Annotated in this window: 19 protein-coding genes and 1 pseudogene; 12 read left to right on the forward strand and 8 right to left on the reverse strand. The window is 65.4% G+C overall.

The window, feature by feature from the left end:
• Positions 1–216 (reverse strand): annotated as a pseudogene (locus LT948_RS11750) (glutamine synthetase); the annotation flags it as partial.
• 278 nt (positions 217–494) lie between these two features.
• Between LT948_RS11750 and LT948_RS11755 the strand changes: the two are divergent.
• From LT948_RS11755 to LT948_RS11790, 8 genes are all read left to right on the forward strand, one after another.
• On the forward strand, positions 495–1,247 hold the full coding sequence (locus LT948_RS11755) for a gamma-glutamyl-gamma-aminobutyrate hydrolase family protein (protein WP_003112938.1): 753 nt from the start codon (positions 495–497) through the stop codon (positions 1,245–1,247).
• A gap of 40 nt (positions 1,248–1,287) precedes the next feature.
• Complete coding sequence (locus LT948_RS11760; protein WP_003084290.1) at positions 1,288–2,646, forward strand: glutamine synthetase family protein; 1,359 nt, start codon at positions 1,288–1,290, stop codon at positions 2,644–2,646.
• Positions 2,647–2,711: 65 nt separating this feature from the next.
• Positions 2,712–4,082: a putrescine--pyruvate aminotransferase gene (gene spuC, locus LT948_RS11765; protein WP_003084297.1), complete on the forward strand. Its 1,371-nt coding sequence runs from the start codon at positions 2,712–2,714 to the stop codon at positions 4,080–4,082.
• Positions 4,083–4,197: 115 nt separating this feature from the next.
• The gene (gene spuD / locus LT948_RS11770) at positions 4,198–5,301 is read left to right on the forward strand and encodes a putrescine-binding protein SpuD (protein ID WP_003084299.1); all 1,104 of its coding nucleotides are present in this window, start codon (positions 4,198–4,200) and stop codon (positions 5,299–5,301) included.
• Positions 5,302–5,719: 418 nt separating this feature from the next.
• Positions 5,720–6,817 carry a spermidine-binding protein SpuE gene (gene spuE / locus LT948_RS11775; protein ID WP_003084301.1) on the forward strand — a complete coding sequence of 366 codons (1,098 nt, stop codon included), beginning with the start codon at positions 5,720–5,722 and terminating at the stop codon, positions 6,815–6,817.
• Between the two features lie 54 nt (positions 6,818–6,871).
• Positions 6,872–8,026: a polyamine ABC transporter ATP-binding protein gene (potA, locus tag LT948_RS11780; protein ID WP_003084303.1), complete on the forward strand. Its 1,155-nt coding sequence runs from the start codon at positions 6,872–6,874 to the stop codon at positions 8,024–8,026.
• A gap of 26 nt (positions 8,027–8,052) precedes the next feature.
• Positions 8,053–8,934, forward strand: a complete 882-nt coding sequence (locus tag LT948_RS11785) for an ABC transporter permease subunit (RefSeq protein ID WP_003121722.1) — start codon at positions 8,053–8,055, stop codon at positions 8,932–8,934.
• Positions 8,935–9,016: 82 nt separating this feature from the next.
• On the forward strand, positions 9,017–9,886 hold the full coding sequence (locus LT948_RS11790) for an ABC transporter permease subunit (protein WP_003084307.1): 870 nt from the start codon (positions 9,017–9,019) through the stop codon (positions 9,884–9,886).
• A 197-nt stretch (positions 9,887–10,083) separates the two neighbouring features.
• Here LT948_RS11790 and hacB read toward each other — a convergent pair whose 3' ends face one another.
• A complete protein-coding gene (gene hacB, locus LT948_RS11795) occupies positions 10,084–12,471 on the reverse strand; it encodes an N-acylhomoserine lactone acylase HacB (protein WP_033995110.1) in 2,388 nt (795 codons plus the stop codon).
• A gap of 110 nt (positions 12,472–12,581) precedes the next feature.
• Here hacB and LT948_RS11800 point away from each other — a divergent pair, with 110 nt between their 5' ends.
• A complete protein-coding gene (locus LT948_RS11800; protein WP_003110711.1) occupies positions 12,582–13,634 on the forward strand; it encodes an AraC family transcriptional regulator in 1,053 nt (350 codons plus the stop codon).
• Here the strand turns inward: LT948_RS11800 and LT948_RS11805 are convergent.
• Positions 13,613–14,116 carry a transcriptional regulator gene (locus tag LT948_RS11805; protein ID WP_003110710.1) on the reverse strand — a complete coding sequence of 168 codons (504 nt, stop codon included), beginning with the start codon at positions 14,114–14,116 and terminating at the stop codon, positions 13,613–13,615. The two genes, LT948_RS11800 and LT948_RS11805, sit on opposite strands and share 22 nt — an antisense overlap.
• A gap of 104 nt (positions 14,117–14,220) precedes the next feature.
• A complete protein-coding gene (locus LT948_RS11810; protein ID WP_023108702.1) occupies positions 14,221–14,832 on the reverse strand; it encodes a DUF6436 domain-containing protein in 612 nt (203 codons plus the stop codon).
• A 76-nt stretch (positions 14,833–14,908) separates the two neighbouring features.
• On the opposite strand from LT948_RS11810, the gene LT948_RS11815 reads away from it, so the two are divergent.
• Complete coding sequence (locus tag LT948_RS11815; RefSeq protein ID WP_003110708.1) at positions 14,909–15,850, forward strand: alpha/beta hydrolase; 942 nt, start codon at positions 14,909–14,911, stop codon at positions 15,848–15,850.
• 19 nt (positions 15,851–15,869) lie between these two features.
• Here LT948_RS11815 and LT948_RS11820 read toward each other — a convergent pair whose 3' ends face one another.
• Positions 15,870–16,622: a hypothetical protein gene (locus LT948_RS11820; protein ID WP_073657423.1), complete on the reverse strand. Its 753-nt coding sequence runs from the start codon at positions 16,620–16,622 to the stop codon at positions 15,870–15,872.
• Between the two features lie 48 nt (positions 16,623–16,670).
• Here LT948_RS11820 and LT948_RS11825 point away from each other — a divergent pair, with 48 nt between their 5' ends.
• Positions 16,671–17,369 carry a 2OG-Fe(II) oxygenase gene (locus tag LT948_RS11825; RefSeq protein WP_023443543.1) on the forward strand — a complete coding sequence of 233 codons (699 nt, stop codon included), beginning with the start codon at positions 16,671–16,673 and terminating at the stop codon, positions 17,367–17,369.
• A 21-nt stretch (positions 17,370–17,390) separates the two neighbouring features.
• On the opposite strand, the gene LT948_RS11830 is transcribed toward LT948_RS11825, so the two are convergent.
• Positions 17,391–17,945 (reverse strand): DUF6160 family protein, encoded by a 555-nt coding sequence (locus LT948_RS11830; protein ID WP_009315025.1) that lies wholly within the window; start codon positions 17,943–17,945, stop codon positions 17,391–17,393.
• Positions 17,946–18,210: 265 nt separating this feature from the next.
• Here LT948_RS11830 and LT948_RS11835 point away from each other — a divergent pair, with 265 nt between their 5' ends.
• Entirely contained in the window at positions 18,211–18,705 is a 495-nt protein-coding gene (locus tag LT948_RS11835) for a DUF523 domain-containing protein (RefSeq protein WP_003084333.1), read from the forward strand.
• 4 nt (positions 18,706–18,709) lie between these two features.
• Here the strand turns inward: LT948_RS11835 and LT948_RS11840 are convergent, their stop codons facing one another.
• Positions 18,710–19,402 carry an amino acid ABC transporter permease gene (locus LT948_RS11840; protein ID WP_003084339.1) on the reverse strand — a complete coding sequence of 231 codons (693 nt, stop codon included), beginning with the start codon at positions 19,400–19,402 and terminating at the stop codon, positions 18,710–18,712.
• Between the two features lie 71 nt (positions 19,403–19,473).
• Positions 19,474–20,244, reverse strand: a complete 771-nt coding sequence (locus LT948_RS11845; protein WP_033995108.1) for a cystine ABC transporter substrate-binding protein — start codon at positions 20,242–20,244, stop codon at positions 19,474–19,476.
• Between the last annotated feature and the right edge of the window lie 262 nt (positions 20,245–20,506).

Genomic DNA, 20,506 nt, shown 5'->3' on the forward strand with positions numbered 1-20,506 from the left:
CTCTACGGTGGAGCCGGTGATATCGAGGGCGAACAGGGAAGCGGGGAGATTGATACCTTTTTCGAAGACTTTGTTCAGACTGTTGCGTTCGATCCGCTTGCCGCGAACCACGCCATTCATGTCTGCAATAAGGAGGTCGACGAACTGGACCTCGGGATGTTCCTTGAGGAACTCGCTCGGTTCAGTGAGCTGAACGGCACGCTGGGGTACCGACATGATGCAACACCTTTTTTGTTAAAAATTTCAATCATGCGGGGGGTAGGCTATGAGTCAATCCGAAAGCCTGTGGGATGTCAATAGCCGCCAAAAACGCCCTCTTGTGGGGCGTTGAGGCCGTTTTCAGGGCATTTTCGCCGGACGAAAAGCCGAAAAAAACCTCGCGTCGAAGGGTGTTCAGGAGTGCGTGTTCAATTTTTTACAGGCCTATTGTGTAAAAAAATGAACAACGCTAAGCTCGGTCAAACCCCATAACATCTACAAACAACGGGTGTCTCATGTCTCGCCTGCCGTTAATCGGCGTCACCGCCTGCACCAAGCAGATCGGTCTTCATCCCTACCACATTGCCGGCGACAAATATCTGCGTGCCGTCGTCAACGGCGCTGGCGGTCTCCCGCTGATCATTCCTGCGCTGGGCGAGTCGATCGACCAGGCAGCCCTGCTGGACAGCGTCGACGGCTTGCTCTTCACTGGCTCGCCGTCGAACGTCGAGCCCCGTCATTATAGTGGACCGGCGAGCGAGCCCGGCACCCTCCACGACTCCGACCGCGACGCCACCACGCTGCCGCTGGTCCGCGCCGCCATCGACGCCGGCATTCCGGTCCTCGGCATCTGCCGCGGTTTCCAGGAAATGAACGTGGCTTTCGGCGGCAGCCTGCACCAGAAGGTGCACGAGGTCGGAACCTTCATGGACCACCGCGAGCCGGCCGACCAGCCGCTCGAGGTTCAGTACGCGCCGCGCCATGCCATGCATGTGCAGCCGGGCGGAGTGCTCGCCGGTATCGGCTTGCCGAGCGAGTTCCAGGTCAATTCCATCCATGGCCAGGGCGTTGATCGTCTGGCGCCGGGCCTTCGAGTAGAAGCACTGGCGCCTGACGGGTTGGTCGAAGCCATCTCCGTAGAAGGTGCAAAAGCCTTCGCTCTTGGTGTGCAATGGCACCCGGAGTGGCAGGTTCTGACGAACCCCAACTATCTCGCTATCTTCCAGGCTTTCGGTAAGGCCTGCAGCAAGAGGGCGGGGCAACGTTGAGTCCGGCTGTTGGGGCCGGACTCTCAACCCTGAGGTCTTTATGACTACCAAGTTAGACCAGCTGACCAGCTGGCTGAAGGAACGCAAGATCACCGAAGTGGAATGCCTGATTTCCGATCTGACAGGCATCGCCCGCGGCAAGATCTCGCCGACCAACAAATTCATCGCGGAAAAGGGCATGCGCCTGCCGGAGAGCGTTCTGCTGCAGACCGTCACCGGCGACTACGTGGAAGACGACATTTACTACGACCTGCTCGACCCGGCCGACATCGATATGGTCTGCCGCCCGGACGAGAATGCCGTGTTCCTCGTCCCCTGGGCCATCGAGCCCACCGCGATGGTGATCCACGACACCTTCGACAAGCTCGGCAATCCCATCGAGCTGTCGCCGCGCAACATCCTCAAGCGCGTGTTGAAGATGTATGCCGACAAGGGCTGGCGGCCGATCGTGGCGCCAGAGATGGAGTTCTACCTGACCAAGCGCAGCGACGACCCCGACTATCCGTTGCAGGCCCCGGTGGGCCGCTCCGGACGCCAGGAAACCGGGCGTCAGTCGTTCTCCATCGACGCCGCCAACGAGTTCGACCCGCTGTTCGAGGACATGTACGACTGGTGCGAGGCCCAGGGCCTTGACCTGGATACGCTGATCCACGAGGAAGGCACCGCGCAGATGGAGATCAACTTCCGTCATGGCGACGCCCTCGACCTGGCCGACCAGATCCTGGTGTTCAAGCGCACCATGCGCGAGGCCGCGCTCAAGCACAACGTCGCCGCGACCTTCATGGCCAAGCCGATGACCGGCGAGCCGGGCAGCGCGATGCACCTGCACCAGAGCATCGTCGACGTGAAGACCGGCAAGAACATCTTCTCCAATGCCGACGGCACCATGAGCGAGCTGTTCCTGCACCATATCGGCGGCCTGCAGAAGTTCATCCCGGAAGTGCTGCCGCTGTTCGCGCCCAACGTGAACTCGTTCCGCCGCTTCCTGCCCGATACCTCGGCGCCGGTGAACGTCGAGTGGGGCGAAGAGAACCGTACCGTCGGCCTGCGCGTGCCGGACTCCAGCCCGGAGAACCGCCGGGTCGAGAACCGTCTCGCCGGCGCCGACGCCAACCCTTACCTGGCGCTGGCTGCCAGCCTGCTGTGCGGCTACATCGGCATGGTCGAAGGCATCAAGCCGAGCGCCCAGGTCAAAGGTCGCGGCTATGAACGCCGCAACCTGCGCCTGCCGCTGACGATCGAAGCGGCGCTGGAGCGCATGGAGAACTGCAAGCCCCTCGAGCAGTATCTCGGCAGCAAGTTCATCAGCGGCTACGTCGCGGTGAAGCGTGCGGAGCACGAGAATTTCAAGCGGGTAATCAGCTCCTGGGAGCGGGAATTCCTCCTGCTTTCCGTTTGATCCTGACCGGGGGCGGCCGGCGTGGTCCGCCGCTCCCGGACAGTCTTGAATAGAAGAGGTGTGACATGAACAGCCAAATCACCAACGCCAAGACCCGTGAGTGGCAGGCGTTGAGCCGCGACCACCATCTGCCGCCGTTCACCGACTACAAGCAGTTGAACGAGAAGGGCGCGCGGATCATCACCAAGGCCGAAGGCGTCTATATCTGGGACAGCGAGGGCAACAAGATCCTCGATGCGATGGCCGGCCTCTGGTGCGTCAACGTCGGCTACGGCCGCGAGGAGCTGGTCCAGGCCGCCACCCGGCAGATGCGCGAGTTGCCGTTCTACAACCTGTTCTTCCAGACCGCCCACCCGCCGGTGGTCGAGCTGGCCAAGGCGATCGCCGACGTCGCTCCGGAAGGCATGAACCACGTGTTCTTCACCGGCTCCGGCTCCGAGGCCAACGACACCGTGCTGCGTATGGTCCGCCATTACTGGGCGACCAAGGGCCAGCCGCAGAAGAAAGTGGTGATCGGCCGCTGGAACGGCTACCACGGCTCCACCGTCGCCGGCGTCAGTCTGGGCGGCATGAAGGCGTTGCATGAGCAGGGCGATTTCCCCATCCCGGGCATCGTCCACATCGCCCAGCCCTACTGGTACGGCGAGGGCGGCGACATGTCGCCGGACGAGTTCGGCGTCTGGGCCGCCGAGCAGTTGGAGAAGAAGATTCTCGAAGTGGGCGAGGAAAACGTCGCCGCCTTCATCGCCGAGCCGATCCAGGGCGCCGGCGGCGTGATCGTCCCGCCGGACACCTACTGGCCGAAGATCCGCGAGATCCTCGCCAAGTACGACATCCTGTTCATCGCCGACGAAGTGATCTGCGGCTTCGGCCGTACCGGCGAGTGGTTCGGTAGCCAGTACTACGGCAACGCCCCGGACCTGATGCCGATCGCCAAGGGCCTCACCTCCGGCTACATCCCCATGGGCGGGGTGGTGGTGCGCGACGAGATCGTCGAAGTGCTCAACCAGGGCGGCGAGTTCTACCACGGCTTCACCTATTCCGGTCACCCGGTGGCGGCCGCCGTGGCCCTGGAGAACATCCGCATCCTGCGCGAAGAGAAGATCATCGAGAAGGTGAAGGCGGAAACGGCACCGTATTTGCAGAAACGCTGGCAGGAGCTGGCCGACCACCCGTTGGTGGGCGAAGCGCGCGGGGTCGGCATGGTCGCCGCCCTGGAGCTGGTCAAGAACAAGAAGACCCGCGAGCGTTTCACCGACAAGGGCGTCGGGATGCTGTGCCGGGAACATTGTTTCCGCAACGGTTTGATCATGCGCGCGGTGGGCGACACTATGATTATCTCGCCGCCGCTGGTGATCGATCCGTCGCAGATCGATGAGTTGATCACCCTGGCGCGCAAGTGCCTCGATCAGACCGCCGCCGCCGTCCTGGCTTGAGTCCCTGAGCGGACTTTTGCCAGACTGCGCCAGTGCGTTGGCCAGGCTCACCGGGTGGTGACGCGATCGGTTGCGCCACCGCCCGGATACTTCAACAAAAATGGAGCTACCCCGCATGATGAAACGTTTCGGTAAGACCCTGCTCGCCCTGACCTTGGCGGGCTCTGTGGCCGGTATGGCGCAGGCTGCGGACAACAAGGTACTGCACGTCTACAACTGGTCCGACTACATCGCGCCGGACACCCTGGAGAAGTTCACCAAGGAAACCGGGATCAAGGTCGTCTACGACGTCTACGACAGCAACGAAGTGCTGGAAGCCAAGTTGCTGGCGGGCAAGTCCGGGTACGACGTGGTGGTGCCGTCCAACTCCTTCCTCGCCAAGCAGATCAAGGCCGGGGTCTACCAGAAGCTCGACAAGTCCAAGCTGCCGAACTGGAAGAACCTGAACAAGGACCTGATGCACACCCTGGAAGTCAGCGACCCGGGCAACGAGCATGCGATTCCCTACATGTGGGGCACCATCGGCATCGGCTACAACCCGGACAAGGTCAAGGCGGCCTTCGGCGACAATGCGCCGGTGGATTCCTGGGACCTGGTATTCAAGCCGGAGAACATCCAGAAGCTGAAGCAGTGCGGCGTCAGCTTCCTCGACTCGCCGACCGAGATTCTCCCGGCGGCCCTGCACTATCTCGGCTACAAGCCGGACACCGACAATCCCAAGGAACTCAAGGCGGCCGAAGAGCTGTTCCTGAAGATCCGTCCCTACGTCACCTACTTCCACTCGTCGAAGTACATTTCCGACCTGGCCAACGGCAACATCTGCGTCGCCATCGGCTACTCCGGCGACATCTACCAGGCCAAGTCCCGCGCCGAAGAGGCGAAGAACAAGGTCACCGTCAAGTACAACATTCCCAAGGAAGGCGCCGGCAGCTTCTTCGACATGGTCGCCATTCCCAAGGACGCCGAGAACACCGAGGGCGCCCTGGCCTTCGTCAACTTCCTGATGAAGCCGGAAATCATGGCCGAGATCACCGACGTGGTTCAGTTCCCCAACGGCAACGCGGCGGCTACCCCGCTGGTGTCCGAGGCGATCCGCAACGACCCGGGCATCTACCCGAGCGAAGAGGTCATGAAGAAGCTGTATACCTTCCCCGACCTGCCGGCCAAGACCCAGCGGGCGATGACCCGCAGCTGGACCAAGATCAAGTCCGGCAAGTGATCCGCGAGGAGCCCGGCGGCGCCTGAAGCCGCCGGCGCTCCGGCACGAGAGAACCGGAACGCGGCCGGGTTTCCTCCGGCCACGCTCCCCTGCGAAGAGGTTCGACTCTTTTGCCCGTTCGTCCAGACGCTTCCTCCTGGGGGCCCGACGACCGGACGCAGTATCGACGACGAAGACGCTGCCATGGGCGCTGCGCCAATCTGCCGCGCCGGGGCCGGTCGTGTCGCTCGCACCGGGGCCGAGGGCCCGGAAAACCTGAAACCAACACGCCGGTAGGGAACCCAGCTCACTCATGTTTCCCGGCGGAATCGTCGGGTTGTCATGAAACCCGAGTGATCTGGGCTTACATCGGCACTTGAAGAACACGGGTCGAACAGGCAGGGTGCTGCCGTGAAAAGGCCCGGAACAGGAGTCGGACATGCAACATTCCATTGGCAAGACACTGCTGGTAGCCGCTCTGGCTACGGCGATCGCGGGCCCCGTGCAGGCGGAGAAGAAGAGCCTGCACATCTATAACTGGACCGATTACATCGCTCCCACCACCCTCAAGGACTTCACCAAGGAGAGCGGGATCGACGTCAGCTACGACGTCTTCGACTCCAACGAGACCCTCGAGGGCAAGCTGGTCTCCGGCCACTCCGGTTACGACATCGTGGTGCCGTCGAACAACTTCCTCGGCAAGCAGATCCAGGCCGGTGCCTTCCAGAAGCTGGACAAGAGCAAGCTGCCGAACTGGAAGAACCTCGATCCGGCGCTGCTCAAGCAGCTGGAGGTCAGCGACCCGGGCAACCAGTACGCGGTTCCCTACCTGTGGGGCACCAACGGCATCGGTTACAACGTGGCCAAGGTCAAGGAAGTCCTCGGTGACCAGCCGATCGACTCCTGGGCCATCCTCTTCGAGCCGGAGAACATGAAGAAGCTCGCCAAGTGCGGCGTAGCCTTCATGGACAGCGGCGACGAGATGCTGCCCGCCGCCCTCAACTACCTGGGGCTGGACCCCAACACCCACGACCCGAAGGACTACAAGAAGGCCGAGGAAGTCCTGACCAAGGTTCGCCCCTACGTCAGCTACTTCCACTCCTCCAAGTACATCTCCGACCTGGCCAACGGCAACATCTGCGTCGCCTTCGGCTATTCCGGGGACGTCTTCCAGGCCGCTGCCCGCGCCGAAGAGGCCGGCAAGGGCATCGACATCCAGTACGTGATTCCCAAGGAAGGCGCCAACCTGTGGTTCGACCTGATGGCGATTCCCGCCGATGCCAAGGCCGCCGATAACGCCTACGCGTTCATCGACTACCTGCTGCGTCCGGAGGTGATCGCCAAGGTCAGCGACTACGTCGGCTACGCCAACGCGATACCGGGGGCCCGCCCGCTGATGGACAAGAGCGTCAGCGACAGCGAGGAGGTGTATCCGCCGCAGGCCGTGCTCGACAAGCTCTACGTTTCCGCCGTGTTGCCGGCCAAGGTGCTGCGCCTGCAGACCCGTACCTGGACCCGGATCAAGACCGGCAAATAAGTTCAAATTCCGCCCGGTAGCGTGACCGGGCTCAACGACTTGGGAGTTGTGGTAATGGCGATAGCCTCCGGTGCCTACAAGAAAGCCCTAGAGGGCAACCAGCAGCCGAAAGAGGTGCTGGTAAAGATCGACCGGGTAACCAAGCAGTTCGACGAGACGCTGGCGGTGGACACCGTGTCCCTGACCATCAACAAGGGCGAGATCTTCGCCCTGCTCGGCGGCTCCGGCTCGGGTAAATCCACCCTGTTGCGCATGCTCGCCGGTTTCGAGCGGCCCACCGAGGGGCGGATCTTCCTCGATGGCCAGGACATCACCGACCTGCCGCCCTACGAGCGGCCGATCAACATGATGTTCCAGTCCTATGCGCTGTTCCCGCACATGAGCGTGGCGCAGAACATCGCCTTCGGCCTCAAGCAGGACGGCCTGCCCAAGGCCGAGATCGACGAGCGCGTGGCCGAGATGCTCAAGCTGGTGCACATGACCCAGTACGCCAAGCGCAAGCCGCACCAGCTCTCCGGCGGCCAGCGCCAGCGGGTGGCCCTGGCTCGTTCGCTGGCCAAGCGGCCGAAGCTGCTGCTGCTCGACGAGCCGATGGGCGCGCTGGACAAGAAGCTGCGCTCGCAGATGCAACTGGAACTGGTGGAGATCATCGAGCGCGTCGGCGTGACCTGCGTGATGGTGACCCACGACCAGGAAGAGGCCATGACCATGGCCCAGCGCATCGCCATCATGCACCTGGGCTGCATCGAGCAGATCGGCAGCCCGATGGACATCTACGAGACCCCGGCGAGCCGCCTGGTCTGCGAGTTCATCGGCAACGTCAACCTGTTCGACGGCGTGCTGGTGGAGGACGTGCAGGACCATGCGGTGATCGCCTGCCCGCAGCTGGAGAACCCGATCTACATCGGCCACGGCATCAGCACCCGCGCCGAGGACAAGCGCATCACCTACGCGCTGCGGCCGGAGAAAGTGATGATCAGCGCGCAGAAGCCGGACAACCTGGAACACGCCGGGCACAACTGGGCCCAGGGCACCGTCTACGACATCGCCTACCTTGGCGGCCACTCGGTGTACTACATCAAGCTGGCCTCCGGGATGATCGTCCAGGCCTTCATGGCCAACGCCGAGCGCCACGTCGCCCGGCCGACCTGGGACCAGTCGGTGTACATCAGCTGGTACGACGACAGCGGCGTGGTACTGCAGTCATGAAATTCGCCAACAGCCTGAAAAAGCGCATGCCCACCGGGCGGCATGCGGTCATCGGGGTGCCGTTCCTGTGGCTCTTCCTGTTCTTCCTGCTGCCCTTCGCCATCGTGCTGAAGATCAGCCTGGCGGAAGCGGACGTGGCCATCCCGCCCTACACCGAGATCTTCGCCTACGCGGACCAGCAGTTGCAGGTGCTCCTCAACCTCGGCAACTACCTGATGCTGACCGATGACCCGCTCTACATCGATGCCTACCTCGGCTCGCTGAAGATGGCCTTCATCAGTACCCTGATCTGCCTGCTGGTGGGCTACCCGATGGCCTACGCCATCGCCCGCTCCAGCCAGTCCTCGCAGACCGTCCTGCTGCTGCTGATCATGATGCCGACCTGGACGGCGATCCTGATCCGGGTCTACGCTTGGATGGGCATCCTTTCCAACAACGGCCTGCTCAACAGCGTACTGATGGGGCTGGGGCTCATCAGCGAGCCGCTGACCATCCTCAACACCAACATCGCGGTGTACATCGGCATCGTCTATTCCTACCTGCCGTTCATGATCCTGCCGCTCTACGCCAACCTGGTGAAGCACGACCCGAGCCTGCTGGAGGCCGCTTCCGACCTGGGCGCGCGTAACTTCACCAGCTTCTGGAAGATCACCGTGCCGCTGTCGAAGAACGGCATCATCGCCGGCTGTATGCTGGTGTTCATCCCGGCGGTGGGCGAGTTCGTCATCCCGGAACTGCTCGGCGGCCCCGAGACCCTGATGATCGGCAAGGTGCTCTGGCAGGAGTTCTTCAACAACCGCGACTGGCCGGTGGCGTCCGCCCTGGCGGTGGTAATGCTGGCGATCCTGATCATCCCGATCATCCTGTTCAACAAGAACCAGGCCAAAGAACTGGAGGGCAAGGTATGAGCCAGCACAGCGTATCCCGCTCCGTATCCCGTTCAACAGGCTCTCCATCCAGAAGCGTGGCCAAAGAACTGGAGGGCAAGGTATGAAGCGCTGGAATTTCTCCAACGTCATGCTGATCGTCGGCCTGCTCTTCATCTACCTGCCGATGCTGATCCTGGTGATCTATTCGTTCAACGCCTCCAAGCTGGTGACGGTGTGGGGCGGCTGGTCGGTGAAGTGGTACGTCGGCCTGCTGGACAACACCCAACTGGTCAGTTCGGTCGGACGCTCCCTGGAGATCGCCTTCTATACGGCGTTCTCCTCGGTGCTCCTCGGCACCCTGGCGGCCTTCGTCCTCACCCGCATCCCGCGCTTCCGCGGTCGTACGCTGTTCGGCGGCATGGTCACCGCGCCGTTGGTGATGCCGGAAGTGATCACCGGTCTGTCGCTGCTGCTGTTGTTCGTGGCCATGGCGCAACTGATCGGCTGGCCGCAGGAACGGGGTATCGTGACCATCTGGATCGCCCACACCAGCTTCTGCTCGTCCTACGTGGCGGTGGTGGTGTCGGCGCGCCTGCGTGAACTCGACCTGTCGATCGAGGAAGCGGCGATGGACCTGGGCGCCAAGCCCTGGAAGGTGTTCCTGCTGATCACCATCCCGATGATCGCGCCCTCGCTGGCGGCGGGCGGCATGATGTCCTTCGCCCTGTCGCTGGACGACCTGGTACTGGCCAGCTTCGTCTCCGGACCCGGCTCGACCACCTTGCCGATGGAAGTGTTCTCGGCGGTACGCCTGGGCGTGAAGCCGGAGATCAACGCGGTGGCCAGCCTGATCCTGCTGAGCGTTTCGCTGTTCACCTTCTTCGCCTGGTACTTCACCCGCCAGGCCGAGGAGCGGCGTCGCCGGGCGATCCAGCAGGCGATGGAAGAGACCGCGACCGACTGGCAGAAAGGCTCGCCGACCCCGGCCTGAGCCCTCCGCCGAAAAGAAAAGGCCACCTGCGGGTGGCCTTTTTCATTGGCGCGTCGGTGGCGGGAAATGCCTGGCTACGCTCCGTAGGACGAATAACGCCCGAGGCGTTATCCGCCGATACCCTGTTGTATCCGGCGGACAACCACCATCCGGTTACTCGCCCTACGCCACGCCGGGCGGATGCTCCGCCGGCCGGCTCAGCGCTTCGGTTCCAGCACCAGCACGCCCTTGCTGTTCGCCTTCACCTCGTTTTCCTCGTAGTGCTGCGGCAGGTAGTGGCCCTCGATGTAGGCCTCGGCCTGGTCGTCGTAGTGGCCGTCGAAGGGCACGCCGCTCTGCCCGACCGGGTTGATGCCGAGGCTGTGGGTCGGGTCGGCGAAGTCCACCAGGCGCCGGGTCGATGGACCGTAGGTGACCGCCCAGGGGGCCGGGCCGATCTTCGCCGACAGATTGTTCGGTACCTCGTGGGTGCCGGGGGCGGCGAACGGACCGACGTTGAGAAGGCGCTTGAGCAGCGCCTGCTGGCCCAGGGCGTGCTCGTGGGTCAGGGTATGCGCCTTGCCCCACAGCCAGCCGGACGGGTCGTTGCCGAGGGTGCCGCGCAGATGCGCGAGGGAGGCGTTCCAGGCGACCCTGACGATATCCGCGCGGGTTTCCCGGCGTTCTGTGCGGCGGTCGTCCCACCAGGGCGAGTCGGCGTCGCCAGCCAGCCGAGGCAGCGCGCTGTCGATGGCGCGGGTGGCGATCAGGCTGTCGAAGAAGGCATCGCCCAGTTCGTCGTGCAAGGCGCCCTCGGCAATCTGGAACAGCAACTGGTTGAACAGCGTGGCGGCGGTCGAGTCGACCGGGTAGTCGCCCTTCCAGGCCGCCAGTTGCTCGACCAGGCGCTTGCCTTCGGCGTCGTCGACCACCTCGCGCAGGACCGGCAGCAAGGGTGCGAGCAGGCGCGGCGCGTAGCCGGTGCGATTGCCGAGTTGCAGCGCGCGGCTGTTGTCCAGGTTCCATTTGGTGCCGCGGTCGGCCAGTTGGGTATCCAGCCACTGGCCGCGGTCCGCCAGGTTGTAGTAGCCGGGAATCGGCCGGCCATTGGCCGGGACCGGCTGGAAGTTGGCGGAGACGATGTAGCCGCGCGCCGGGTTTTCCTCCTGCGGGTTGTCGGCGAACGGATAGAAGCCGGACTTGTCCGCCTCGCCCTTGCTGCCGTCGAGGATGAAGCTCGGGTTCACTCCCTCCGGCCGCTTCGGCAGGGCCGCCGAGGCCCACCAGCCGATATCGCCGGCGGCATTGGCCCAGACCAGGTTGAGTCCTGGCGAATGGATCTTCGAGGCCGCCGCGCGGGCCTTGGCCAGGGTATCGGCGCGATTCAGCTGGTAGAAGGCGTCGAGCACCGGGTTCTCGGTCTCGAGGAAAGCCCACCACATGGCGATCGGGGTCTTGCCGGAGCTGGCGCCGAGCGCGTCGTTGACGATCGGACCGTGGGGCGAGCGGCGCAGGGTGAGCTTCACCGGCGCAGCGCCCTTGACCGCGATTTCCTGCTCCTCGCTCTGCAGGTCGACCCATTTGCCCTGGTACCAGACCTGGTTGGGGTTGTCCGGGTTGACCTTCTCGGCGATCAGGTCGAGGTCGTCGTTCTGGAACATCGTCAGGCTCCAGCCGAACGCACGGTTGTGGCCCAGCGAGGCGAAGGGGTTGAGCGCCTGGTGGTGGCCATAGAGTTCGAAACCGGGCGCGCTCAGCTGGGCCTCGTACCATACCGCCGGCGCGGCGAAGCGGATATGCGGGTCGCCGGCCAGCAGGGGCTTGCCGCTGGCGGTGCGGCTGCCGGCGACGACCCAGGCGTTGCTGCCCTCGAACTGCGGCAGGCCGGCGTCCTCCAGGGCCTGCTGGCTGAGACGGGCGAGGGCGCCAAGGTCCTTCCAGTCGCCGGCGCCCAGTGCGCCGGAGGGCGTCAGCACGCCCTGCGGATGCCAGTCGAGATCGAAGATGCGCAGGTAGTCGCTGCCCAGTTCGTCGCGGATGTAGGTCAGCACCGGCTCGGTGCGGAAGGCGGCGGCGAAGCTGTAGGCCATGTAGCCGGCGATGCTCAGGGTGTCTTCGGGGGTGAAGGGACGCCTGGGTATGCCCAGCAGGTCGAATTCGAGCGGCGCCGGGTTGTTTTCCTGGAACTGGTTGACCCCGTCCAGGTAGGCCTCCAGCACCTTCCAGGGCTGCGACTGCTTGTCCTGGCGGGCGCTGTATTCGGCGGCGTGGTCGCGGATGCGCAGGGTGCGGAACAGACGGTCGGTATCCACCAGCTTGGGTCCGAGCACTTCGGCCAGCTCGCCGCGCGCCAGGCGCCGCAGCATTTCCATCTGGAACAGGCGGTCCTGGGCGTGCACGTAGCCGAGGGCGCGGTAGAGGTCGGTCTGGTTCTGCGCGTACAGGTGCGGAACCCCGCGCTCGTCGTAGCGCACGTCGACCGGCGCCTGCAGGTGGGCCAGGGCGAGCGAGCCGTTGCGGAGCGGCTGCTTGGCATGGAGGTACCAGGCGCCGCCGGCAGCCGCGGCGGCGACCGCCACGGCGATCACGGTCAGGGTGCGTTTCATCGATCCTTTCTCCTTGTTGTAGTGCCGAGCATTCTGCGGATGCCGCCGGCCCGCGGCATTGACCGAATGCTCGGACCCTGGAAGTCTTTGGTCAATCGCGAGGAGCCGCCATGCAGGACGACCCGTCTACCAGCCCCCTGACCCATTCCGCCACGTTGCGGCGTCTGTTGTATGAAGCCCTGGACGCCCTCGGGCTCGACCCCACCCGCGTCTACCGCAGCGTCTACCGGCGTATCCCGCTGCCGCCGCCGACCCTGGGCGGCCGCCTGGTGCATGACAACGCCCCGTTGTTCTGGACCGAGCTGGCGGCGGTGACCGGCGATGCCGACATCGGCCTGCACCTGGGCGAGGCAATGAAGCCGCGCCTGCTCGATGTGGTCGGCTACCTGCTGCTGTCCGCGCGCGACCTGGAGGAGGCGCTGCGCAGCTTCGTGCGTTTCCAGCACATTCTCTCCGGCGGTTTCGCCGCGCGCCTCGAGGTCGAAGGGGAAACGGCAAGGCTGATCCTCGACATCAACTACCTGGGCTATGCCTCGCTGCGTCAGCAGATCGAATGCCTGATGCTGCTGTTCCTCAAGCTGCTGGCGCTGATCAGCGACGACGAGTTCGTCGCCGAGCGCATCGAGTTCCGCCACCGAGCCCCGCCACGGCTGGGCGAACACCGCCGGTTGTTCGGCAGGCTGCCGCTGTTCTCGCGGCCGCACGATGCCCTGGTGTTTTCCGCCGCCTTGCTGCGGCGTCCTTCGCGCAACGCCAATCCGGACATGCATGGCGTGCTGACCCGCCACGCGGAAGAACAGACCCGCGAACTCAGCGAGAACCGCTTGCTCAATCGCGTGCGCTACCTGATCGAGCTGCGCCTCGGGGAGGGCTATGGCTTGCGCCAGTGCGCGGCGGAGCTGGGCCTTGGCAGCGGTGCCTTGCAGCGTGCGCTGGCCGCTGGCGGAGCGAGTTTCCGGCAGGTTCGCGATGAGGTTCGCCGGCAGCGGGCGAGCGAGATGCTGTTGGCCGGTCGCGCCATCCGCGAGGTGGCCAAGGCTTGCGGGTTCGCCGAGCTGTCGCCGTTCTACCGGGCCTTTCGCCGCTGGCACGCCGCGCCCCCGGAGCAATACAGGGCGCGGCTGGCGAAGCGGGAAGAGGGTTACTCGACCAGCGGTACCTGACGGCCGATCTCCAGGGTGGCGATGGCGTCGAGCTGGATCTCGATCTGCAGGAAGCGCATGGCGCGCTTGGGCGAGACGTTCTTGGCGATGCGCTTGACGTACTTGTCGCGCAGTTCCAGACGGTCCTCCTGGAGGTCGTCGACACGCTCGATCAGCTTGCTCGCCTGGTCGTCGCTGACGTTGCCGCTGTTGTAGGCCTGGGCGTAGTCGAGCAGGAGCCTGAGGGTTTCCTTGCTGAGCTTGTCCGACTCGGTGCGGTAGGTGTTGTAGATTGGCCAGAACTTCTCGCCTTCCTGGTCGGTGAGGTTCATGTTGGCCTCGACGATGCGCTTGCGCTTGTAGTCGACGTCGGCCAGGTCGTTCTGGATCTGCGCCTGGTGCTCCTTCATCAGTTCCTTGCTGCTGGGCTGAGGGTCGTTCTGGGCGGCCATCAGCGGCAGGCTGACGAGGGCGAGCAGGGCGAGGGTGGGACGTAGGGACATGCAGCGACTCCTTGGTTCGGCAACGGCCCCTCGTGGGCCGACCCGGGCAGTGTAGCCGCTACGCCTTCCGGCGCCCCCTCCGGAAGGCCCGGTGTTGAGCCAGGTCAGCCTTTTTCCGGGGTCCAGGGGCAGTAGCAACCCACGGCGAGGGTATGGGTGGCATCCACCGGACGTCCCTGCAGCAGCGCTTCGAGGATCGGTTCGATGAAGCTGTTGCTGGAGGTGCATACCGCGCCCTCGCTATAGGGGCCGAAGTAGGCCAGGCGGCCGTCGCGGTTCCAGATCGCCACGGCCGGGCTGGCCGGCAACTGCTCGGAACCGGGCAGACCGGCGAGGGGGCGCAGGGCGGCCAGGTTGTCCGGCAGGCGGCCCTGGCTGCCAGGCTTCTGCAGGACATGGAACTCCACGCCCTTGCCGGCGAAGCGTTCGATCAGCTCGCCGAGGTGCTGCTGGTTGCCGACGTTGCAGGGGCAGGCCGGGTCCCAGAAATGCACCAGGCGGATCGGCCCCGGCCCGGCCAGCTCGGCCGGCAGGCGCAGGCTGTCGCCGGAGAACAGGGTGGTCTGCTCGCTGAACGGACGGATGTAGCGGATCTCGAACCACCAGTAGGCGGCGAGCAGGCCGCCGGCCCAGAGCAGGCCGACCAGGCTGACGAGGAGCGTCTTGCGGCGGGGAGTCATGGCATTCACACGGAAAACGGGTGCCAAGCTTGCCATGTGTTCGCGCGCAGCTGAATATCCCTGGGTTTCGCCCGTGGCCCGGCCACGAATCGATTGCAGCCCGGAACCGCCGATGTCAGAAGCCTTCAACCCCGATTACCTGCGCCAGCACCTGCGACCCTTGGCCGCGGCCGAGGCGGACGCCGCCGTCCTCGCCTACCAGGCCTACTACGGCCTGGACCTGCGCTCCCACCATCCGCGCCTGCAAGCGCGGCTCGGCAGCATGGCGGTCGATGGGCGCCGCCTGGCGGTGCAGGCCTGGCTGCTGCCGGAATCGCGCGGCAGCCTGTTGCTGATGCATGGCTATTACGACCACATGGGACTGTATCGGCACGTGGTCGACTGGGCGCTGGGCATGGGCTTCTCGGTGCTCGCCTGCGACCTGCCGGGGCATGGCCTGTCCGAAGGCGAGCGGGCCAGCATCCGCGACTTCGCCGAATACCAGGCGGTGTTCAAGGGCCTGCTGGGCCAGGCTGCCGAACTCGACCTGGCGGCGCCCTGGCACCTCTGCGGACAAAGCACTGGTGGGGCGATCCTGCTGGACTACCTGCTGCACGGCGGCGAACGTCCCGAGCTGGGCGAGACGATTCTCCTGGCGCCGCTGGTGCGCCCGCGCGCCTGGGGCTGGTCGAAGCTCAGCTACCGCCTGCTGAGCCCCTTCGTCGACTCGATCCCGCGGCGCTTCTCGGAGAACTCCAGCGATCCGCAGTTCCTCGACTTCCTCCGCGAGCACGATCCGTTGCAGCCACGCACCCTGCCGACCGCCTGGGTCGGCGCGCTGACCCGCTGGGTGCCGCGCATCGAGCGGGCGCCTCGGCGTGCCCTGAGCCCCCTGGTGGTGCAGGGCGAGTCCGACGAGACGGTGGACTGGCGCCATGGCCTGAAGGTGCTGCGGGAGAAGTTCGACGAGCCGCGGATACTGTTGCTGGAAGAGGCGCGCCATCACCTGGCGAACGAAAGCGAGGGGCTGCGGCGGCGCTATTTCGATTTCCTGAGCGACGCGCTGGGGGCCTGAGTTCCAGGCCCCGCGGCGATCAGTGGGCGACCACCTGGTCCACCGCCAGGCCGGCTTTCAGCGCCGCCAGGGCCGCTTGGTAGTAGCTGCGGCCGGCCGGCGACTCGGCGAAGTTCACGTACTGGGTGAGTTCCGTGTCGGAGAGATCGCGGTAGACATACAGCAGGGTGTTCTCCAGGTCCGCGCCGATCTGCTGCACCAGGCGCTGGCGCTGGCCTTCCAGCAACTGGCCGGTCTGTCCGCCGCCAAGCAGGCCGGGGAGGCCCGGAAGCATTTGGCTGAGGCTGTCGGCGGCGACCCCGGCCAGGGCCAGGCTGACTTCCGCACCGGCCTCTCGGGCCGGAAGGACCTGGGCCAGGCGCTTGACCAGGGCCCGGCGTGGCTCGCTGGCGGTCTGCCGCGGCAGGCCGTTGCTGTGCTGGAGCAACTGGTCGCGGCGGGTGGCGAGCACCTCGGCGGCGACCACCTTGCGTCCCAGCGGCGACTCGAAGAAATTCAGCGGGCTGGCGCTGTCCGGCAGGTTCTCGCGCAGGCCGTTGAGGGCGCGCTGGTCGACTTCGGCCGGGGCGAAGCGGCGATTGCTGTTGTCCACCAGGGTCTGGTAGAGCGCGGGTGGCAGCTTGTCCTGGTAGCGCTTCTGCGCCGCGTCCAGGGCATCGCTGAAATGCGCGCGCTGGTCGGGCCAGCCAGCGGCCTGGTACAGGCGTTGATAAGGGTCGGCCAGGGCGGGCAGACCAACCAGCAGTAAAGCGAAGGCGAGCAAAGCGCGCATTGATACTCCTTTGGCGGCGAAAGCCTCGTCGTTCGGGTGGTGCCGTCCATGGGGCGCTATTGTCGACATGCGGCGGACCGCTTGTCGAGACACCGGGACGGCACGCTACAATGGACAATGCACATCAACGTCAATCATCCACTCCTGCATCGCATCGTCGATGAACTGGTCGACCAGGGCTGGTCGCACCAGAGCATCTTCATGCCTGAGCGTCTGACCACCAGATTGGCCGAAGAGTGCCGCACCCGTGCGGTCGCGGGCGACCTGACCCCGGCGGCGATCGGCCGCGGCGACGGCCAGGTGATCCGCGAAGGCATCCGCGGCGACCTCACGCAATGGCTGGAGCCCGGAGAATCCGAGGCCTGCGACGAATACCTGGGGGTGATGGACAACTTGCGCCAGGCTCTCAACGCCTCGCTGTTCCTCGGCCTCGAGGATTTCGAGTGCCACTTCGCGCTGTACCCGCCGGGCGCCTATTACCAGAAGCATGTCGATCGTTTCCGCGACGACGACGCACGCACCGTCTCCGCGGTTCTCTACCTCAACGATGCCTGGTTGCCCGAGCATGGCGGCGCGCTGCGCCTGCACCTGCCGCAGCGGCAGGTGGACATCCAGCCGACGGGCGGTAGCCTGGTGGTGTTCATGTCCGCCGGCACCGAGCACGAAGTCCTGCCCGCCAGCCGCGACCGGCTGTCGCTGACCGGCTGGTTCCGCCGGCGCAACGAATCCCTCCTGCAACTTTCCTGAACCCTCGGCGGGGTCGCCGCCTCAGTGACCCCAGACCTTGATCGTGCCGCGCAGGTCGGTGATGTCGCGCAGTTCGATGCGGCCGATCGAGTTGTCACCGATGTACAGGTCGCTGGCCACCCGCAGGCGGATGCGCTGCGCCGGCAGGCCGCTGGCGATCAACTGGTCGTTGATGGTGGCGAGGTCCGGCAGGCTGATCGCCAGTTGCTGCCCGCCGCCGCTGCCGGTGGTCACGTCCAGTGCCAGGGTCGGCTGCTCGACGCCGAAGATCGGCAGGCTCAGGCCGAGCTGGGCGGCGCCCAGGGGGATGTTGCCGCCGCGCCCGTCCGGGCAGTCGCCGACCTTCACGCAGCCGTTGTCGATCACCAGGTTGCGCAGCGAGAGGCTGCCGCCGTCGTCCACCCAGGCGACCCTGGCCGCGCCGGCGCGCAGGTCCAGGCGCAGGCTGATGCCGGCCTGGCCGGTGACCTGGCTGAGACTGTCGTTGTCCAGGGCCTCCATGGCCGCCTGGCTGGCAGCGCTGGCGAGCAGCGCGGGGGCCAGGAAAAACGGTAGAAGCGAGCGGGTCGGGAGCATGACGGGCGGGTCCTTCGCGGTTGCGCGGGAAGCCAGTCTGCTCGGGGCGGCGGAGGTTCGCCATGGGCCGCCCGCAGTTCTATCCTAAGGATCGGCAAGAAATAGCCCTGGTCCCCGCCATACGGGCGCTGGAGCGCTACCGCGAGGCCTAACTCCGGTTGGGTCGAGGGCGGGTTTCCCCGGTGCTTCCCGGCTACTGTTACCGGGCGTGACCATCGGTGAGCGGCAGGCTACTCTGTGTGCCTGTCAAAGGGGTGGAGCATCCATGCAGAAGGTTCTGGTCAGCCGTTGCCTGCTGGGCCACCTGGTGCGCTACGACGGTGGCAGCCATGGCCCGTTCGACCTGCTCTCGCGCTGGCATGCGCAGGGGCGGATCGTCGCCCTTTGCCCGGAGGTCGCCGGCGGCCTGCCGACGCCCCGCCCGCCAGCGGAGATCCCCGGCGGCCAGGGCGGCGAAGTGCTGGACCGGCTGAACCGGGTCTTCACCGTCGACGGCGAGGATGTCAGCGAAGCATTCCTGCTGGGTGCGGAGGCGGCAGTGGAGCTGGTCCGCCGCCATGACATCCGGATGGCCGTGCTCAAGGCGCGCAGTCCTTCCTGCGGCAACCTGGAGAACTACGACGGGCGCTTCAACGGCAGCCGGGTCGCCGGCGAGGGCGTGACCGCCGCCGCCCTCAAGCGCATGGGCGTGCTGGTCTTCAACGAAGACGAGCTGGACCGCGCCGCGGTCTGCCTGGCCGGCCTCGACGCCGGCGGCTGAACGCTCAGCGCCGCAGCGGCGCGGTCAGGCGGTTCTCCAGGGCTTTCTGCACACGCTCGAAGAGCGCCGAAAGCAGCCAGTAGATCCCGGCGGCAGCGAGATAGAGCGGCAGCGGCTGGAAGGTCTCGGCGATGACCTCCTTGGTCGCCAGCATCAGCTCGGTCACGGTGATCACGGAGATCAGCGAAGTGTCCTTGATCAGGCTGATCAGGCTGTTCGACAGGCTCGGCACCGCCAGGCGCAGGGCCTGCGGAGTGATGATGTTCCACAGGGTCTGGCCCCAGGTCAGGCCGACCGAGAGCCCGGCTTCCCATTGTCCCTTGTCGATGCCGAGGATCGCCCCGCGCATGGACTCCGAGAGATAGGCCGCGACATTCAGGGTCAGCGCCAGGATGCCCGCGGTGACCGGGGTGAACTCGATGCCGACGCTCGGCAGCCCGTAGTACAGGACGAAGATCTGCACCAGCAGTGGCGTCCCGCGGAAGGCGCTGACGTAGACCGCGGCGATCTGCGAGACCACCGGCACCTTGGTCACCCGGACCACCGCGACGCTGAAGCCGAGGATCAGGCCCAGGACCATCGATACCGCGGCGAACAGCACGGTATACATCGCGCCCTGGAGCAGGAAGGGCCAGGCCATCCCGAGCAGCTCGACCAGGTTGGCGAGCCATTCGAGCAATTTCTGCAGCGAATTCATTCAACACTCCATCGACAAACACGACGGCCGCGTCCCTCGGACGCGGCCGCTTCCCCCGTTCGGGCGGGAACTCACTTCGGCGGCTGGCTGACGTCCAGGCCGAACCACTTTTCCGAGAGCTTGGCGAAGCGGCCGTCGGCCTTGATCTTCTCCAGCGCCGCGCTCAGCGCCTCGCCGAACTTCGGGTTGTTCTTCCGGTAGGGAATCGCCATGTTCGCCACCGGTCCCACCGCCGCGCCGGGCTTGACCGGGAGCTTGGCCTCGCGGATGGCGAAGGGGATCAGCAGGCGGTCGTTGAGCGCCGCGTCGATACGCTTGCTGGCCAGGTCCTGCAGGTATTCCGGGGCGCCCGGATAGGTGCGCACGTTGATCCCGGCCACCGACTTCGCCAGGTCGGCGTAGTTGGTGCCCTGGCCGACGCCGAGCTTGAGGCCCTTGAGGTCTTCCAGCGACCTGAACTGGCGGGTGTCGTCGGCGCGCACGATCAACTGGGCGCTGGAGATGGTGTACGGCTCGCTGAAGTCGAAGACCTTGCGCCGCTGCTCGTTCACCGAGACCTGGTTCAGCGCGATGTCGTACTTGCCGCTCTGCAGGCCGGCGAGGATGCCGCTCCATTCGGTGGTGACGAATTCCGGCTTGACCTCCAGCTCGGCGGCCAGCAGTTCGCCCAGTTCGGTCTCGAAGCCGGTGAGCTTGCCACCCTGCTTGAAGTTGAACGGCGGATAGGTGCCCTCCAGGGCGATGCGCAGGGCGCCGCGCTGGTGGACGTCGTCGAGCAGCTCGGCATGGGCCAGCGGGGCGGCCAGGGATACCAGCATCAGCAGGCGGGGCAGAAATCGCATGTAGTACTCCTCGGGTGGGAATGAACGTCGGTCGGGCCTATGCTGTTCGTTCAGCTTAGCCGGGCCCGCGTCCTGGACAATCGCGAACCTACTGGGTTGCATGCGGTCTTTCCAGGGGTTGCGGGCATTGACCCGGATTATGTGCGCGAGCGCCGCTCTACCACGGGCTTCGCAGTGAAAATCGCTGTGCCAGCGATGCCTTTCCCTGATTCGGAAGGCACGAAGAGTGCCGGGGAAATTCCGTCCAGTGGCGTTTCCCGGG

Source organism: Pseudomonas sp. CP-1 (assembly GCF_021213715.1).
Classification (GTDB): Bacteria; Pseudomonadota; Gammaproteobacteria; order Pseudomonadales; family Pseudomonadaceae; genus Pseudomonas; species Pseudomonas aeruginosa.

Bases quoted from the DNA above. Each gene is read 5' to 3' on its own strand.
- LT948_RS11810 (WP_023108702.1), bottom strand. From the start codon at position 14,832: ATGGCAAGCTTGGCACCCGTTTTCCGTGTGAATGCCATGACTCCCCGC.
- LT948_RS11790 (WP_003084307.1), top strand. From the start codon at position 9,017: ATGAAGCGCTGGAATTTCTCCAACGTCATGCTGATCGTCGGCCTGCTC.
- LT948_RS11785 (WP_003121722.1), top strand. From the start codon at position 8,053: ATGCCCACCGGGCGGCATGCGGTCATCGGGGTGCCGTTCCTGTGGCTC.
- LT948_RS11840 (WP_003084339.1), bottom strand. From the start codon at position 19,402: ATGAATTCGCTGCAGAAATTGCTCGAATGGCTCGCCAACCTGGTCGAG.
- LT948_RS11760 (WP_003084290.1), top strand. From the start codon at position 1,288: ATGACTACCAAGTTAGACCAGCTGACCAGCTGGCTGAAGGAACGCAAG.
- LT948_RS11755 (WP_003112938.1), top strand. From the start codon at position 495: ATGTCTCGCCTGCCGTTAATCGGCGTCACCGCCTGCACCAAGCAGATC.
- LT948_RS11820 (WP_073657423.1), bottom strand. From the start codon at position 16,622: ATGCGCGCTTTGCTCGCCTTCGCTTTACTGCTGGTTGGTCTGCCCGCC.
- potA (WP_003084303.1), top strand. From the start codon at position 6,872: ATGGCGATAGCCTCCGGTGCCTACAAGAAAGCCCTAGAGGGCAACCAG.
- LT948_RS11825 (WP_023443543.1), top strand. From the start codon at position 16,671: ATGGGGCGCTATTGTCGACATGCGGCGGACCGCTTGTCGAGACACCGG.
- LT948_RS11800 (WP_003110711.1), top strand. From the start codon at position 12,582: ATGCAGGACGACCCGTCTACCAGCCCCCTGACCCATTCCGCCACGTTG.
- spuE (WP_003084301.1), top strand. From the start codon at position 5,720: ATGCAACATTCCATTGGCAAGACACTGCTGGTAGCCGCTCTGGCTACG.
- LT948_RS11835 (WP_003084333.1), top strand. From the start codon at position 18,211: ATGCAGAAGGTTCTGGTCAGCCGTTGCCTGCTGGGCCACCTGGTGCGC.
- spuD (WP_003084299.1), top strand. From the start codon at position 4,198: ATGATGAAACGTTTCGGTAAGACCCTGCTCGCCCTGACCTTGGCGGGC.
- hacB (WP_033995110.1), bottom strand. From the start codon at position 12,471: ATGAAACGCACCCTGACCGTGATCGCCGTGGCGGTCGCCGCCGCGGCT.
- LT948_RS11805 (WP_003110710.1), bottom strand. From the start codon at position 14,116: ATGTCCCTACGTCCCACCCTCGCCCTGCTCGCCCTCGTCAGCCTGCCG.
- LT948_RS11830 (WP_009315025.1), bottom strand. From the start codon at position 17,945: ATGCTCCCGACCCGCTCGCTTCTACCGTTTTTCCTGGCCCCCGCGCTG.
- spuC (WP_003084297.1), top strand. From the start codon at position 2,712: ATGAACAGCCAAATCACCAACGCCAAGACCCGTGAGTGGCAGGCGTTG.
- LT948_RS11815 (WP_003110708.1), top strand. From the start codon at position 14,909: ATGTCAGAAGCCTTCAACCCCGATTACCTGCGCCAGCACCTGCGACCC.
- LT948_RS11845 (WP_033995108.1), bottom strand. From the start codon at position 20,244: ATGCGATTTCTGCCCCGCCTGCTGATGCTGGTATCCCTGGCCGCCCCG.